Source organism: Roseibium sp. MB-4 (assembly GCF_053005265.1).
Genome location: NZ_JBRKQB010000002.1, coordinates 626,946 through 643,027, shown reverse-complemented (window position 1 = coordinate 643,027; position 16,082 = coordinate 626,946). Strand labels below are relative to the sequence as shown.

Below are 16,082 nucleotides of genomic sequence, written 5' to 3'. Positions count from 1 at the left end.
GCCTGCGCGCATTCTTTCTAAACGTCGATCAGGCGGCAGAAACCGGGGCTTGCGCTTGTGGAAAATCCACCGCCCAAGTGCCGGTGCGCTCGGTCTTGTGGATCCAGCCGCCCCCAAGGACGCGGGCCGTTTCGTCATCGCTGTCGAAGAAAACGCACGCCTGACCGGGTGCGACACCCGTTTCGCCGTTGGCAAGATCAACAAAGGCCTTGCCGTTCAATATCCGTAAGGTCGCCGGGGCCGGCGGGCGGGTGGAGCGGACCTTGGCAAAGACCTCGATCTCGTCGCCTTCATCGAGCGGCTGATCACCAATCCAGTTCATCTCGCGCAGCAGGATCGTGTGTGTTGCCAAAGCCTCACGCGGGCCCACGATCACGCGGCGTTCGTCCGCATCAAGGCGCACCACATAAAGCGGCTCGCCCGTGGCCACACCAATGCCTCGGCGCTGGCCGATTGTGAAGTGGATGATGCCGTTGTGTTCACCCAGGACCCGGCCGTCCATATGGACGATCTCGCCAGGTTCGGCAGCGTTTGGCCGCAGCTTTCGGATCACCGCGGCATAGTCACCATTCGGCACGAAGCAGATGTCCTGGCTGTCAGGCTTGTTGGCAACCGACAACCCGAACTCTTCGGCAAGGGCACGGACTTGAGACTTCGGCATGCCACCGAGCGGAAAGCGGACGAAATCCAGCTGTTCCTGCGTTGTGGCGAAGAGGAAGTAGCTCTGATCCCGGTCAAGGTCTGTCGGGCGGAAGAGCGCACGCTTATTGCCCTGGGTTGCCGAGCGAACGTAGTGGCCGGTTGCCAAGGCATCCGCACCAAGATCCTTTGCCGTTTTCAAAAGGTCGGTGAACTTGACGGTCTGGTTGCAGGAGACGCAGGGAATGGGCGTTTCGCCAGCGATATAACTGTCGGCAAACCGGTCCATGACCTGTTCCTTGAAACGGCTTTCATAGTCGAGCACGTAGTGCGGGATGCCGATCTTTTCGGCGGCCCGGCGTGCGTCATGGATGTCGACGCCCGCACAGCATGATTTTGCCTTGGCGACGGCGGTGCCATGGTCATAAAGCTGCAAGGTCACACCAATAACATCATAACCTTCGGCGTGCATCAGCGCGGCAACGACGGAACTGTCCACGCCGCCGGACATGGCAACGACCACGCGCGTGTCTTCGGGGCGGCCGGGAAGATCCAGACTGTTCAACATGTTCAAAGGCACTTTCAGAAAGTTCGGGCCCTGCCGGTCACAGGCGTTCAGTAAGCGCCGTGTCCGGTCAGCCGGGAAACGCTTGTTTCCTCGGGCCATTTCCAATTGGGGCGCACTATACAGATAAGGATGCTGCTTGCCAATTGCGAGCCGTGCGCACCCGGCATGCATTGCCGGAGCGGCAAAGCTTGCCGCGTTATGGCTGGTTGGTGTCAGGTTGGCAGGGTTCAAATGTTTTGAGTTTCAATGCCTTGACTGGATTTTTGAAACTGGCCCGCGGTTTGCTTTCTCATTTTGTGACGCTGTCTGCCCAATTGCGGGCAAATTATATTGAGGTGCTCTTGTGCTGCCTTTTGGATTGATGACCGATATGACTGCCGCTTCTTCGCCTGCCAATCGTGGCAGCGCGAGTGTTGCCGGGCCCATGGGGAAAGCCGAGAACGGGTTTCGGCAGTTTTCGGATGATCTTCAGGAGACCCTGCAGGCATTGGCGCCTGACAGTGTTGCGCAAGAGGGCGGCGCTGTCTCTGGCAATCAGTCAGCACCGAACCTGGATGCGCTGAAGGCCGATGCGGCAGAGCTTGCTGACGACGCCGTTGTGAGTTCTGAAGCTGCAGCGGGTGACGAGACGCTGGAGGCCGGTGCTGTCCTGGCCGATGACCCCGGTGCTGCCGTTCCTGGAAGTTTGGGGGAGATTTGGCAGGCTGCTGCTGGTGAAGCCCCAGTCGTTAATGCTGCTGAACCTGTTCCTGCTGCTGAAGATGGCGGATTGGTGGAAGAGGCGGGCCTTCCGCTTGTTCGTCCCGCCGCTGACGGCGATGCAACTGCTGCTGGAAACAATGGTGGTGATGTTCAGGGCGAGGCAGTTGCTGCGAAGGCAGGTGCTGCCGGCAAGCCGGAATTTGCGTCTGCATTAGGTTCGAATGGAATGGGCGCCACTGGTTCGCCATCTTCAGGCGTGGTGTCCGAGGCAGCCTCTGCCAGCTCTTCACAGGATGTCTCTGATCTCCCGCCTCCGGTAAATCGTCAGCCGATCATCGCTCAGCAGATTGAAACTGCTGCCGGTGATGTGGCTGGGCAGGAGGGAAAAGCGGCAGCAACGGTGGTTAAGGCTGCCGATCCGGCAAAGCCGCTATCACCATCATCTGCCGCTGAGGACGGTCTCAGCCGGACAAGTGATGCGCCGATCATTGAGCCAAAGCAGCGGCAATGGCAGGTAAGTTTGCCGCCGGAGTTGCGCTCGCAGTCCGCCATGGTTCAAGCGGCATCGCAAAACTTACCGGTTGCTCAGGCTGATGCTTCCGGCGAAGTTCTCGATCCGCTTCAACAAGCGGCGAGGGCTCAAGCCGCAGCGCAGGCCGCCGGGTCCAAAGAGCCTGTTGCAAAGCCTCTGAACACGTCTGCGCAGGGCGGCGCACAACTCAACGCACAGCAAGGTATTTCTTCTGCGGTCAATAATCAGCCTGTCGCGGCTCCGCAGACCGCAGAGGTGTCTGCGACGCAGGATGAGGCAAGTGTTCGTCAACCAGCTGCGCCTGAGGCTGCAAGACCTGCGCCGGTGATCCCGTCGATGCCTCAAGCGCAACCGGCTCCGGCAGCAAGCGCACAGCCTCCTGTGACGCCGGTTGCCGTTTTAAACAGGCCGACGAATTCCACCATCCCGCAGCCAGCAATAGCAGAGCAGGGTGGTGCGGATTTGGGTGTTGATGACCTTGCTGTCGATGCGGACGCTGAACCTGTGCGTTTGGAGCGCAGACCTGCTGGAGAGGTGTTGTTCGCAGGGGCGAAGGCGCCTTCGGTGAATTCCGCGACACCGCAGATGCCGGGACCGAGCAACAGCCAACCGCAGATGGTGGCCATGCAGAGTAGCGGCGGAGCTGGTCAGCAGAGTGCTATCCCTGCAGCTGCTCTCTCAAATGAAATCATCGCGGATGAAATTCTCCCCGCATCGGCTTTTGAAACAGATCTGGGTGCGGACCTTGATTTCACCGCGACCGTGCGCGGTGGTGAGATGCAAGGAGCTGCCCGAACCGAAGCCTTGCAGACGCCAAATCAGGCACAAAGCTCTCAATTGGCCTCTCAGGTCGCAGTTGAGATGGCACGCAACCTGAAAAACGCGCAGACCCGGTTTCAGATGCGGTTTGATCCTCCCGAGCTCGGAAGAGTTGATGTCAACATGAAGGTTGCAGCGGATGGCAGCGTTCAGGCGCATCTGATTGTTGAGCGTCCCGAAACGCTCGACATGTTCCTGCGGGATCAGCGCGGTTTGGAGCGCGCGCTCGAGGCGGCAGGGTTGAACGCCAATTCAAATGATCTGCAGTTTTCGCTGAAACAAGGGCCCGGACAACAGTTTGCATCCCAGGATGAACAGGGACAGCAAAACGGGCAATCTCGCACAGCCAATGCCGAAGCGGATGGCAGCGGGGATGCCTCAGCGGATGAGACCATGGACGGGCAACTTCTCAGGATGACGCTGGCAGAGCAGCGCGGCGGCCTGGATTTAAGGATTTAATGGGCGCCTAGAGCGCCTGAGGAGAGTGTGATGACCTTTTTTTCACCGAGTACAAGCACCACCAACAGCACAAGTGGCACGACACAATCGTCGAGCCAATCCAGTACGCAGGCCAGTGAAGCGGGCTTGTCGGCGAACTATGAATTGTTTCTCAGCATGCTGACCACACAAATCCAGAATCAGGATCCGTTGGATCCGCTCGATTCTGCTGAATACACCAACCAGCTGGTTCAGTATTCGAATGTCGAGCAGTCTATTCAAACGAACAAGAACCTCGAAGAGATGATCAGTTTGCTTTCCAGCAATCAGTCATCTGCCTACGTGAATTACATAGGCACCGAAGTGACGGCCGCTGGCGGGACGGCAATGTTCGATAACGGTCAGGCGAACTGGAAATACGATGTCCTGGAGGATGCGACCGGGACCGTCGAGATCCTGAATGATGCAGGGCAGACGGTCTATTCCGGGGAAATCGAGCTCAAGGCGGGCGGTGGCACTTACACATGGGATGGGACCACTGACTTGGGAGGCACGGCATCCAAGGGCGCCTACACGATCCAGCTGGATGTAAGTGACAGTGCCGGGAATGCCGAGCCCGCATCCATCGAGGTCTCGGGTGTCGTTGATGAAGTGGATTTTAGCGGAGCCGTTCCGTTCCTAAGGATTGGGGAGCTCTCAGTTCCGGTGAGCGCGGTAAAGTCCGTAAGGTCTATCTAAATCTCGTTGGCTAAGTAATTTGCTTGAAATTAGTGGTTTTGCAGGGTGCCAGTACAAGCTGACGCCCTGCATTTTTGCATCTTGAGGGGGTTTCAGCGCATTGCATTGCAAATTGCATGGCGGCAGGCTTATGGTTAACAAAACCTAATAAGTTTCACTTGTTTTTGAAGTAATGAATTCATCAATCCCTAAATATCATTCACAGATTCCAGATATTATAGTTAATAAAAGTCAAATATTGCTTTAGTCGTTTGTTAAGCGTCATTGTGTAGTCTCTAGTTCAACCTTGGTCATGGTTAGTGTGAGAGTACAATGACCGAACAAATTCGTTCGCGTGTAAAATATGTCATCGGCCCGGATGGGAGCCCGCTCACGATTGCGGATCTTCCACCTACCTCTACCAAGCGCTGGGTTATCCGGCGGAAGGCGGAAGTGGTAGCAGCAGTGCGGGGCGGCCTATTATCCCTCGAGGAAGCCTGTCAGAGGTATACCCTGACAGTCGAAGAGTTCCTGTCTTGGCAGAGCTCGATCGAAAAACATGGATTGGCAGGGCTTCGCGCAACGCGGATCCAGCAATACCGGAATTGATGGCCTGACAGCCAAAGATATTAACGACCGCGTGGGGGCGGTGCGACGAGGTCGGCTTAGCCGGCCTTTTTTGTTGCGCGCTTTTTCGGTAAACTTATCCAAAGGTTAATGAGGTGGGCAGTTTTTCCCCACTTCAGTTGCAAAATGCCTTAGCGAATTTCGCAGAAATCAGCCAACTCACCCGCATTGATAATGTTTTGTTAACTTCTTGTTAACCTTCCGGGCGGCAAATTTTGCCCATCAGAGGCATGGCGTGATTTGCCGACTCTGCCGATAAGGGCAAGTGGCAGGCGAAAGATGCGGGCGGGCATTCGTGAACGGACTTATTGAATTCATAAAAACACTGGGACCAGCGCGGATCGCGGCGATGGGGGCCGTTGCAGCGATCCTGGTCGGTGTCTTTGCGTTTATCATCTTCCGGGTGACTGCGCCGCAGATGACGACGCTCTACAACGAGCTGACCCTTGAAGACTCCGCAGCGATCGTCTCCCAGCTTGAAAGTCAGGGGGTGCAGTTCAAGTTGGCCCGCGAAGGCGCGTCCATCATGGTGCCGCAGGAGCAAGTCGCGCGTTTGCGGATGCAACTCGCCGCTGAAGGCCTCCCGACAGGCGGTTCCATCGGGTACGAGATTTTCGACCGCTCCGACACGCTCGGCGCGACCAGCTTCGTTCAGAACATCAATCACCTCCGTGCAATGGAAGGCGAGCTGTCGCGCACGATCAGCTCCCTCGACCGGATCCGCTCCGCGCGTGTTCATCTCGTGATCCCTGAGCGCCAGCTGTTCCAGCGAGACCGGCGCCCGCCGTCTGCTTCAATCGTTTTGAACGTGCGTGGGGGGCTGGGGCCCGGCGAAATCCGAGCGGTTCAGCATCTCGTGGCGACGGCCGTTGACGGGCTGGACCCGGATAAAGTGTCAATTGTCGATGAATCCGGCCGCTTGTTGGCGTCGGGCGCAAGCAGCGATGACGAGGGTATGGTATCTGCCCGGCTGCAGGAGCGTTCAACTGCCATCGAAAGCCGCCTGCGCAATCAGGTCGAGGAAATCCTGAATTCCGTTGTCGGGCCAGGCCGCGCCCGGGTGCGCGTCAACGCTGATATCGATTTTAATCGTTTGACAGAGACGACAGAGACCTTTGATCCGGAAGGGCAGGTCGTCCGCTCGACCCAGACGAAGGAAGAAGCGACGTCCAGCACGCGTCAAGACGGGCAGGTCACGGTTGGAAACGAGCTTCCAAATGCCGACGCAAATCAGAACAACGACGCTGAAGAGCAAGATACGTCTTCGCTGACCGAGGAGATTGTCAATTACGAGATCTCCAGATCCACACGCACGGAAGTCGTTGAAGCTGGCCGTATCACACGTCTTTCGGTCGCAGTGCTTGTGGACGGCACCTACGAGACTGATGGAGATGGCAATTCCGTCTACACACCGCGCTCGCAGGAAGCTCTCGACCGGATTGCTGTGCTTGTGCGTTCAGCTGTGGGGTTCGATGAAGCGCGCGGCGATGTTGTTGAAGTGATCAATCTTCAATTCGCCCTGCCGCCGGAACTCGACATTGCTGAAGCAGATGGTCTTTTTGAATTTACGCGCTCTGATATTATGCGGTTTGCAGAGCTTGGGGTCCTGTTCCTGATCGCAATTCTGCTCCTCCTCTTCGTTGTCCGCCCGCTTCTGCGCCGTATCGTGACACCGGAAGAGCGGCAGCCGCAGGAGTTGGTGATCGGCCCAGATGGTACGTTGGTCGCTGACAGCGAAGTGCCGAAGGAAGAAGAGGAAGAAGATGAATTCGTGATCGAATGGTTGGAGCAGGCAAAACAAGAAGGTGCACTGCAGGCCAGTTCGATCGCGAAGGTTGGCGAAATGATCTCTGATCATCCAACCGAGGCCGTGAACATTGTCCGTGGTTGGCTAGATGAGCAGGCGGCGTAATGGCAAGCGATCAGCTACAACAACACCTCACAGTCAGCGTTGATGAGGAAGAGCGCGAGCTAAAGGGCGCAGAGCGGGCAGCGGTTTTGCTGCTTGCTCTCGGTGAATCTCACGGTGCGCCCATCTGGGATAAACTGGACGAGATCGAGGTCCGGCAAGTGTCCGCTGCCATGGCGAACCTCGGACCTGTCACTCCGAACATGCTTGAGGATCTCTTCAAGGATTTCGTGCGCCGCATCAGCTCGAAAGGCGCGTTGACCGGAAACGTGGATGCCACAGAGCGGCTGCTAGCGACCTTTCTGCCAGGCGACAAAGTCTCTGTCATCATGGAGGAGATCCGTGGTCCTGCAGGCCGGAATATGTGGGAGAAGCTCTCCAACGTTCAGGAAAACGTTCTGGCGAACTACCTGAAGAACGAGTACCCGCAGACCGTTGCGGTGGTCCTGTCGAAAATCAATTCCGATCACGCGGCGCGCGTCCTAGGCATCCTGCCTGAGGAGTTGGCGCTCGAAGTTGTCAGCCGGATGCTGCGCATGGACGCGGTTCAGAAGGAAGTTCTGGAGAAGGTCGAGCAAACGTTGCGGGTGGAATTCATGTCCAACCTGACCAACACCTCACGCCGGGACAGCCATGAAATGATGGCTGACATCTTCAACAACTTCGACCGTCAAACCGAAGCCCGTTTCCTGGCAGCTTTGGAAGAGGACAACCGTGAAGCGGCAGATCGCATCAAGACCTTGATGTTCACCTTCGATGATCTGCTGAAGCTGGACGCGGCAAGTGCTCAGACCTTGTTGCGGCATGTAGAGAAAGATCAGCTTGCGATCGCCCTGAAGGGCTCTACGGACGCAGCACGCGAATTCTTCTTTGGCAATATGTCTTCGCGTGCCGCGAAGCTGTTGCAGGACGATATGGAGGCCTTGGGACCGGTCCGCTTGCGCGATGTAGACGATGCGCAAACTGGAATGGTCAATCAAGCCAAGGATTTGGCTGCCAAGGGTGAGATTATGATCTCGAAATCCAAGGGCGATGAAGAGATCATCTACTAATGCGGCACGAGGCTGGGACATATACGAGATTGGGCACGATGACGAACCCGTCTAAATTTTTGTTCAACACTGACTTCGCGGAGCCCGAAGAGCCCGAAGTTGTTGAGCCGCCGAAACCGGAAATTCCGATGATGCCGGTCGCCGACCACCAGGCCCAGCTTAAAAAAGCCAAGGCGCAGGCATTTGAAGAAGGCCGGGTTCAGGCGCTCAAGGACTTGCAGACCAAACAAGAGACCTTGTTGACGGAAGAGGTTGGGCATCTGGTGGCCGCCGTGGGCCGGGTACTGGAAACCATCGACGAATCCGTTGCCAATCAGGAGAAGGATGCTGTCGGCCTTGCATTTCTTGTGGCTAGACGCCTCTGCGCACATCTGATTGCCCGGCAGCCACTGGCAGAAACCGTTGCTTTGGTGTCAGAGTGTTTGGGCCCTTTGCGGCGGGCACCCCATCTCGTCATTCGTGTGGCTGAGCGGGACGTGGAAGCGCTTAAGGCCAAGGTCGACCCCATTATTCATGAAAAGGGTTTCGAGGGGCGCTTGGTCATTCTTGGCGAGCCGGAGATTGCCAGAGGCGATTGCCACATCGAGTGGGCGGATGGCGGAATTCGGCGGGACCGCAAAGCTCTTGAAGCTGAAATTGATGGCAGCATCCGCGCGTATTTGAAAACAGGGCGCGCTCCGAAACCGGCTCCGAAGGCCGATGGAGCATCTGAGAAAGACACTGAGGCATGAGTGACGAACAAGACACAAACATCCCTCTGGATGAATTGGAAGCGCCGGACCGGGTTGGAGAGGCTGAGGAGATCCATAATCCTCAGTCGGCGGCCGATCTTGAAGCGGTATTCGACGTTCCGGTTAGGATCTCGGCGGTCCTGGGGCACTCGAAAATGCATGTGTCGGACCTGCTGAAACTCGCGTCAGGTACGGTGTTGGAACTCGACCGCAAAGTCGGGGAAGCCATTGATATTTATGTAAATGATCGCCTAGTGGCACGTGGAGAGGTTGTTCTCGTTGAGGACAAACTCGGTGTGACCATGACGGAAATCATCAAGACCGATCGATAGAAGAGGGATCGTATGCGTCTGCTGATTGTCGGAACTCTGGGCGGCCAGCTCACTGCAGCGTCGAAGATCGCCATGCAGCGTGGAGCTCAGGTCACGCACGCCGATGACGTCGAAGGAGCACTGAAAGTCCTGCGGTCCGGCCGTGGCGCCGATCTTTTGATGGTTGAAGTTCACCTCGATATCGAAGGTCTGATCGCCAAGCTGCAGACGGAACGGGTTCATGTGCCTGTGGTCGCTTGCGGTGTCGAAACAGATGCGCAAGCCGCCGTCTCTGCAATTCGTGCCGGAGCGAAGGAATACATCCCGCTGCCTCCGGACCCGGAGTTGATCGCAGCCGTTCTTGCTGCCGTTGCCCAGGATCGCGGCGATCTGATTTACCGCGACGACGCTATGGCATCCGTTGTGAAACTTGCAGAACAGGTAGCACCGTCCGAGGCGTCCGTCCTGATCACGGGGGAATCGGGGACCGGTAAAGAAGTGATTGCCCGTCACGTGCACAAATGTTCGAATCGCGCGTCAAAGCCATTCATCTCGATCAATTGCGCAGCCATTCCAGAACATCTTCTTGAATCCGAATTGTTCGGACACGAGAAGGGGGCTTTCACAGGCGCAGTTGCCCGCCGGATCGGCAAGTTCGAGGAAGCCGATGGTGGCACGCTGCTTCTGGACGAAATCTCGGAAATGGATGTCCGGCTGCAGGCAAAACTGCTGCGGGCGATCCAGGAACGTGTCATTGACCGGGTTGGTGGCACACGGCCTGTACCCGTGAACATTCGCATTCTGGCGACATCGAACCGCGATCTTGCGGAGAGTGTGCGGTCTGGAAGCTTCCGGGAAGATCTGCTCTTCCGCCTGAATGTCGTCAATCTGAAACTGCCGCCCTTGCGCGAACGCCCAGCTGATATCATGGAGCTGGCGCAGTTCTTCATTGCCCACTATTCGGAAGCCAATGGCGTGCCGATCCGCCAGCTTTCTCTGGAAGCGCGGCAGGCCCTGATGTCCAATCAATGGCAGGGCAATGTTCGTGAGTTGGAAAACACCATGCACCGCGCCATTCTTCTGGCAAGTGGGGCTGAGATCGGTGTCGATGCCATTCGCATGCCAGACGGTACGCCGTTGAGCGCTGCGCGGGGACCTGCAGAACGGGCGGCGCAAACTGCTGAGGCTGTTACCCGGAATTTCGTTGGCCGGACAGTTGCCGACGTGGAGCGGGATCTGATCCTGGACACGCTCGACCACTGTCTCGGGAACCGGACGCACGCGGCAAAAATCCTCGGGATCTCCATCCGGACACTTCGCAACAAGCTGAATCAGTACACGGATGAGGGCGTTCAAGTGCCGAGCCCGGGCGAGGCACGGGGCTAATCAAGTAGCAGGTTGACATACAGCAGCTGAATTCGCGTCAGTTTGGAATGGGATCTACATCGTAAATGTCAGACACAGCAGCAGGTGGTGGCGGTCCAACCGGACCAAATACCGGGCAGGAGGGCGCTTCCGGAGCGCCATCCGGCGCTGCCGTTTCGGGTTTTCCGAGCGTTCATGAAATCATTGATACGCTGCGCAAGGGCGATGTCGGCCTTGCGACCGGTATTTTGGTGATCCTGACGCTGCTGATCCTGCCGATGCCACCGGTCATGCTGGACATGTTCCTGGCGGTGTCGATCATTTTCTCCGTCCTCGTCTTGATGACAGGACTCTTCATTCAAAAACCGCTTGAGTTTTCATCCTTCCCAACGGTTCTTCTGATCGCGACAATGTTGAGGCTCGGCCTGAACATAGCCTCGACCCGGCTGATCCTTGCAAACGGCCATGAAGGCACGGCTGCTGCGGGAAATGTCATCCAGTCGTTCGGCAATCTGGTGATGGGCGGCAATTTCGTCATCGGGATTATCGTTTTCGCGATCCTGGTGATCGTGAACTTCGTCGTCATCACCAAGGGTTCGGGCCGTATCGCGGAAGTCGCGGCCCGTTTCACATTGGACGCGATGCCGGGTAAGCAGATGGCGATCGACGCTGATCTGTCTGCCGGGCTTATTGATGAATCGGAGGCCAAAGCTCGCCGTAAGGCTCTGGAAGATGAAAGTTCGTTCTTCGGGGCGATGGACGGTGCTTCGAAGTTCGTCCGCGGAGACGCAATTGCGGGCCTTCTGATCACATTTATTAACATTCTGGGCGGCATTTTCATCGGTGTCGCGCAGATGGAGCTGACCTTCTCGGAAGCTGCCAACAACTACACGCTTCTGACCATTGGTGATGGTCTCGTTTCCCAAATTCCGGCATTGATCGTGTCCACTGCTGCCGGCCTGCTTGTTTCCAAAGCAGGGGTTCATGGAGCCGCCGACAAGGCGCTCACAAGCCAGTTTACAGGCTACCCCAAGGCGCTGGGCATGTCGGCTGCCGTTATGGTGGTGCTTGCCCTGTTGCCTGGCATGCCGATGATCCCATTCCTGGGCCTTGCTGCGGGAGCCGCATATCTCGCTTATCAGGTCGGGGCGAACAAGAAGAAGGAAGCGGCCAAGGCCGCCGTGGTCAAGGCTATCGAAGAAGCGCCGCAGCCGCCGCCGGAGCCGCCAATCACAGATGCGCTTAAGATGGATGAACTGCGGATCGAGCTTGGCTATGCACTGCTGCCGCTGATCAATGGCAAGGCCAACGGCGATTCTGATGTCCTGACCGAGCAAATCAAGGCCTTGCGGCGCCAGATTGCGGGCGACATGGGCGTGATCATGCCGCCGGTCCGCATCCTCGACAATATTCAGCTTGGAGCAAATGACTATGTGATCAAGGTGAAAGAAGTCGAGGCCGGGCGCGGCATTCTCTATCCAAACCACTTCATGGTTATGGACCCGGCTGGCGGGCAGGTCAAACTGCCGGGCACGCACACCACAGAACCGACCTTTGGACTGCCTGCGACCTGGGTCGAGGCGCAATACCGCGAAGATGCTTCTTTGCGCGGTTACACCGTTGTGGACCCGGCGACCGTCTTGTCGACCCATCTGACGGAGACCATCAAGAACAACATCAGCGAATTGCTGACCTATGGGGATGTTCAGAAACTCCTGAAAGAACTCAAGGGCGAGCAGGCCAAGCTGGTCGAAGACTTGATCCCGTCCCAAATCACCGTGTCCGGCGTTCAGCGCGTGTTGCAGGCCCTGCTAAACGAGCGGATATCCGTGCGCGATCTCGGCACGATCCTGGAAGGCGTTTCGGAAGCAACCGGCATGACACGCAATACGGATACGATTGCAGAACATGTCCGCACGCGGCTCGGCCGGCAGATTTGTGCAGCCAATCTTGCAGCCGGTGGGTACCTTCCGCTCATTGCCATGTCGCCACAATGGGAACAGGCGTTCCTGGAGGCCATCATTGGTGAGGGGGATGACCGTCAGCTGGCGATGCAGCCGAGCAAGCTTCAAGAATTTGTTGGGGTTGTACGCGACGCCTTTGAAGAAGCGGCCCAGCAAGGAGAGGTTCCTGTTCTGTTGACCTCGCCGCAAACCCGGCCATTCGTTCGCTCCATTGTGGAACGCTTCCGTGCGCATACAACGGTCATGAGCCAGGGTGAAGTCCATCCCCGCATCAAACTGAAGACGATAGGTTCAATCTGAAACCATCAAATGAGAACATTGACCCGTGCGGCCACGGCAGTCGGGCTGGCATAGGTTGATTGTGGTGCAGAGGCGTTTTGGAGGAAAAACCGGGCCTGCTGCGTTCCCGAGGCGATTGTGATGTTCGTAATAGAAGTTGTGAGCTGCGTTCTCAATGCCTGCGATTTCTGGAGGGAATTTGAGCGCTTTTGTGACCAACCCTCGTTGTAGCTTTTCCAGCGAGCCGTACGCTTGGAGCTGAAACGTTTATGATAGTCACGCTGGATGTAATTTCCGACCTTGGGCATTGCGCATCTCTCCTGGATACGCATCGACCTTCACAAAACATGGTTAACAGCGTGTTAATCAACATGCGTATTGCACACAAAGTCTCTGAGACTGAATTCGTTCTTGTCGTATCAGCGGTCGTCAAACCTGCATGTTGATGCGGGTTGCGATGGCGGACGGAGTGTTGTAGCCGCCATCGGGATTATAAAGACGGACTTTCATCAAGTGGAGCGCTTGCAGTTCGTTCGATGCCTGATTGATCCGCAACACCGAGTTCACCAGTTGGGTGCCGATGTGTTGGCTTTTTTGAATAGCTCTTGACCGCCGCAGATTCCAGATTTGGTCGTTCCTCGCCCAGGCTTTTTTGCGGGAATCTCGTGTGCGGAAGAAGTTGTTTTTAAACTTTGATCCAGTGACCGGCATTGCGGCCTCCAATGTTTCGTCAAAGGTGCAATGCGCTCAGAACAGTTAACGGATTGCGCTTGTGTATGATGCAAAACCGGAGGTATCGAGCGATTCTTGGCTTACGGTTAATCAGCTGATACATGCACTTTGAAAAGTGTTGCTCATTGGAGTTTTTATGCCAAATCCGATTTTGAACCTCGACGGTTATACGGAAGTGCCGGACACAAAAATTGCCGTTGTTGTCACCTATTTGGAAATGACCGAAAGGCCCTCAGAAGCGCTTGCTCCGCAGCGCTCTGATATTGCCTTGGAGGCTTGGTCGTCTCCATCGGCTTCCGAGTACAAGGCGTTGTTTCGGGAAGTCGGAGAGGAATGGATCTGGTTTGGACGATTGATTAAGCCGGACGCCGAATTGGAGGCCCTTTTGTCGGAACCCGCTCGCGAAAACTTCCTTCCGCTGCGCGCCGGTAATGCGGTTGGCACATTGGAGCTGAATTACGCCGACCCGGAGAATGTCGAGCTCGCCTACTTTGGCTTGGTGCCAAGCGCCATTGGTGGAGGTGTTGGCCGGTGGCTGATGGCGCAAGCGGTAGAGATGGCTTGGTCGCGGCCTGAAACAAAACGTTTGTGGTTGCACACTTGTACGGCGGACAGTCCCCAAGCGCTGAAGTTTTATCAGTCCTGTGGTTTTAAGCCCTACAAACGGGCCATCGAAGTGGCGGATGATCCGCGTGGACTTGGATTGTATGCCAGTAAAACCGCGCCGCATGTTCCTTGCCTGATGGGCCAGAACTGATCGCTGCATCTTCGATCAAGCACTCTTTTTGACCCGCTCCGGAAACGCATGGGCGATCGCCTGTCGGTTTGCGTCCAGAACACCGCGTTCGGTGATCAGGCCGGTCACGAGATGGGCGGGGGTTACGTCGAAGGCCGGATTGCCCACTTCGGAGCCCTCCGCAACTATTTGGACGGTCTCCAGCGCGCCGGTGGTCGTGCGGCCCGTAATCCAGCTGACTTCATCCCCATTACGTTCCTCAATCGGAATATCGCGCACGCCATCGGATAGGGAAAAGTCGATGGTGGGCGAGGGGAGCGCAACGTAAAACGGCACATTGTTGTCCTTGGCTGCCAGCGCCTTCAAGTATGTGCCGATCTTGTTGCAGACATCCCCGGTGGCTGTAGTCCGGTCTGTACCGGTGATGACAATATCGACCTCTCCATGTTGCATCAGATGGCCTCCGGCATTGTCCGCAATGACCGTGTGAGGCACCCCGTGGTGTCCGAGTTCCCAGGCCGTCAAGAAGGCCCCCTGGTTCCTCGGCCGGGTTTCATCCACCCAGACATGAACCGGAATACCGCCGTCATGGGCCATGTAGATGGGTGCTGTTGCGGTCCCCCAATCGACCGTCGCAAGCCATCCGGCATTGCAGTGCGTTAAAATGTTGATCGGCTCACCAGGCCGTTTGGTTTTGGCGAGAGCCGCGATCAACTCCATGCCGTGCATACCGATTGAGAGATTAATCGCGATATCCTCATCGCAAATCTCATTTGCCAGAGCGTAGGCGGCTTCTGCCCTGTTTTCAGGAGGAACCTTGATTAGGGATCTGCGGCACCGTTCGAGTGCCCAGTTCAGATTGATTGCAGTTGGGCGTGTTTCCAGAAGTACGGTACAAGCCGCCAGCAGGGACACGTCGGACGGGTCCTCGTGCATGGCGAGTGCCACGCCATATGCAGCTGTTGCGCCAATGAGAGGCGCACCGCGCACCTGCATGACGCGAATCGCATGTGCCGCTTGGGCCATCGTACGCAGTTGAACGGTCTCAAAGGTAAATGGAAACTTGGTTTGGTCGATAATCTCGACCATGACACCGTCATCTGCGAGCCAGATTGTCCGGTACTTCTCTCCGTCGACATTCATGGCGGCGCCTCCCAAAAACCTGGATTTCTCTTTGAATAACGCAACATGATGGCGCAAACCAGCCAGCCATCGCTGGTCTCAGGGTTAAAAATCGCTTAATCTTTGTTAACCATCTTTGCGCGATTGGCAGTGGATACCCGGCAAAGAGGAATGGCGTCGCGGGCACACCCGGTTAAGACTCAATTAAGACTTGGTGGAACTGACGAGAAAACTGGAGCTGGTACTCAATGGCTGAAATGCAGGACAATGTGGTTCCGCACACGCGCATGCGATCATTGCGCGATGCCATCCGCAAGGTGCAGCTGGGCGAAGTGGAACGCTCCGATGTGGTTGTTGAGCTGCAAGATACTGAACGTGCCCGGCTCGACATGCTTGCGGACGAGTTGAAGGACGTTTTCCGGGAAATCCCGGAAGATGACGATCAGTTTTCCTTGCAGATCATCTCCGGCTCGACACCGCGTCTATGGATTGATGCGACCAGCCATGTGGCTGTTGCCGGGGACCGCCGCACTTACCGTTTCCTGAAAGATACGCGCCTTGGACGGGTCGTTATTCTGGAGACGGCCAATATCGACGACATGGCTGATTGCCTGACTGAGTATATCGCGGAACGCGTTCTTGAGCGCGAGAAGGCGTTAGAAGGCGACTGGCTGAACAACCGTTTGCGTCAGGTTGCGATGGAATCCAAAGTGGTGCGTGTGAAAGAGAGCCATACACCTTGGCTGCCGGTCGCCGGCGCTTTTGGGATCGGTCTTGCGCTTGGCATTGTCGGTCTGATTGGCTTTGCTTGGTTTGCCAATCCTCTTTGAAATTCGCTA

Annotated in this window: 15 protein-coding genes; 11 read left to right on the top strand and 4 right to left on the bottom strand. The window is 56.5% G+C overall.

The genetic code is table 11. From position 1 onward, the window contains the following. Positions 1-28 precede the first annotated feature (28 nt). Complete coding sequence (gene mnmA / locus ACVDG4_RS14070; protein ID WP_447235909.1) at positions 29-1,207, bottom strand: tRNA 2-thiouridine(34) synthase MnmA; 1,179 nt, start codon at positions 1,205-1,207, stop codon at positions 29-31. 370 nt (positions 1,208-1,577) lie between these two features. Between mnmA and ACVDG4_RS14065 the strand changes: the two genes are divergently transcribed. From ACVDG4_RS14065 to flhA, 9 genes are all read left to right on the top strand, one after another. Further along, positions 1,578-3,719 (top strand): flagellar hook-length control protein FliK, encoded by a 2,142-nt coding sequence (locus tag ACVDG4_RS14065; RefSeq protein WP_447235507.1) that lies wholly within the window; start codon positions 1,578-1,580, stop codon positions 3,717-3,719. 30 nt (positions 3,720-3,749) lie between these two features. Beyond that, the gene (locus ACVDG4_RS14060; protein ID WP_447235506.1) at positions 3,750-4,436 is read left to right on the top strand and encodes a flagellar hook assembly protein FlgD; all 687 of its coding nucleotides are present in this window, start codon (positions 3,750-3,752) and stop codon (positions 4,434-4,436) included. Between the two features lie 312 nt (positions 4,437-4,748). Next, positions 4,749-5,024 (top strand): CtrA inhibitor SciP, encoded by a 276-nt coding sequence (sciP, locus tag ACVDG4_RS14055; protein WP_008194991.1) that lies wholly within the window; start codon positions 4,749-4,751, stop codon positions 5,022-5,024. Positions 5,025-5,337: 313 nt separating this feature from the next. Next, positions 5,338-6,954: a flagellar basal-body MS-ring/collar protein FliF gene (gene fliF / locus ACVDG4_RS14050; protein ID WP_209174423.1), complete on the top strand. Its 1,617-nt coding sequence runs from the start codon at positions 5,338-5,340 to the stop codon at positions 6,952-6,954. Further along, a complete protein-coding gene (fliG, locus tag ACVDG4_RS14045) occupies positions 6,954-8,003 on the top strand; it encodes a flagellar motor switch protein FliG (RefSeq protein ID WP_209174422.1) in 1,050 nt (349 codons plus the stop codon). Before fliF ends, fliG begins: the two co-directional genes overlap by 1 nt. A gap of 38 nt (positions 8,004-8,041) precedes the next feature. After that, positions 8,042-8,734: a FliH/SctL family protein gene (locus tag ACVDG4_RS14040; RefSeq protein WP_447235505.1), complete on the top strand. Its 693-nt coding sequence runs from the start codon at positions 8,042-8,044 to the stop codon at positions 8,732-8,734. Beyond that, positions 8,731-9,066, top strand: coding sequence for a flagellar motor switch protein FliN (fliN, locus tag ACVDG4_RS14035; protein WP_133945899.1), 336 nt, complete (start codon positions 8,731-8,733; stop codon positions 9,064-9,066). Before ACVDG4_RS14040 ends, fliN begins: the two co-directional genes overlap by 4 nt. A gap of 12 nt (positions 9,067-9,078) precedes the next feature. Beyond that, on the top strand, positions 9,079-10,431 hold the full coding sequence (gene flbD / locus ACVDG4_RS14030; protein WP_447235504.1) for a sigma-54-dependent transcriptional regulator FlbD: 1,353 nt from the start codon (positions 9,079-9,081) through the stop codon (positions 10,429-10,431). A gap of 65 nt (positions 10,432-10,496) precedes the next feature. After that, a complete protein-coding gene (gene flhA / locus ACVDG4_RS14025; protein WP_209180940.1) occupies positions 10,497-12,674 on the top strand; it encodes a flagellar biosynthesis protein FlhA in 2,178 nt (725 codons plus the stop codon). Between the two features lie 5 nt (positions 12,675-12,679). Here the strand turns inward: flhA and ACVDG4_RS14020 are convergent, their stop codons facing one another. Together ACVDG4_RS14020 and ACVDG4_RS14015 are read right to left on the bottom strand one after the other, a co-directional pair. After that, entirely contained in the window at positions 12,680-12,961 is a 282-nt protein-coding gene (locus tag ACVDG4_RS14020; RefSeq protein WP_133945905.1) for a flagellar biosynthesis protein, read from the bottom strand. Between the two features lie 121 nt (positions 12,962-13,082). Next, entirely contained in the window at positions 13,083-13,364 is a 282-nt protein-coding gene (locus tag ACVDG4_RS14015; RefSeq protein ID WP_306148790.1) for a hypothetical protein, read from the bottom strand. A gap of 157 nt (positions 13,365-13,521) precedes the next feature. On the opposite strand from ACVDG4_RS14015, the gene ACVDG4_RS14010 reads away from it, so the two are divergent. Continuing rightward, complete coding sequence (locus ACVDG4_RS14010) at positions 13,522-14,142, top strand: GNAT family N-acetyltransferase (RefSeq protein ID WP_447235503.1); 621 nt, start codon at positions 13,522-13,524, stop codon at positions 14,140-14,142. 15 nt (positions 14,143-14,157) lie between these two features. Here ACVDG4_RS14010 and mtnA read toward each other — a convergent pair whose 3' ends face one another. Further along, positions 14,158-15,264, bottom strand: a complete 1,107-nt coding sequence (mtnA, locus tag ACVDG4_RS14005; RefSeq protein ID WP_447235502.1) for an S-methyl-5-thioribose-1-phosphate isomerase — start codon at positions 15,262-15,264, stop codon at positions 14,158-14,160. Between the two features lie 227 nt (positions 15,265-15,491). Here mtnA and ACVDG4_RS14000 point away from each other — a divergent pair, with 227 nt between their 5' ends. Next, on the top strand, positions 15,492-16,073 hold the full coding sequence (locus ACVDG4_RS14000) for a hypothetical protein (protein ID WP_008192007.1): 582 nt from the start codon (positions 15,492-15,494) through the stop codon (positions 16,071-16,073). The last annotated feature ends 9 nt before the right edge of the window (positions 16,074-16,082 follow it).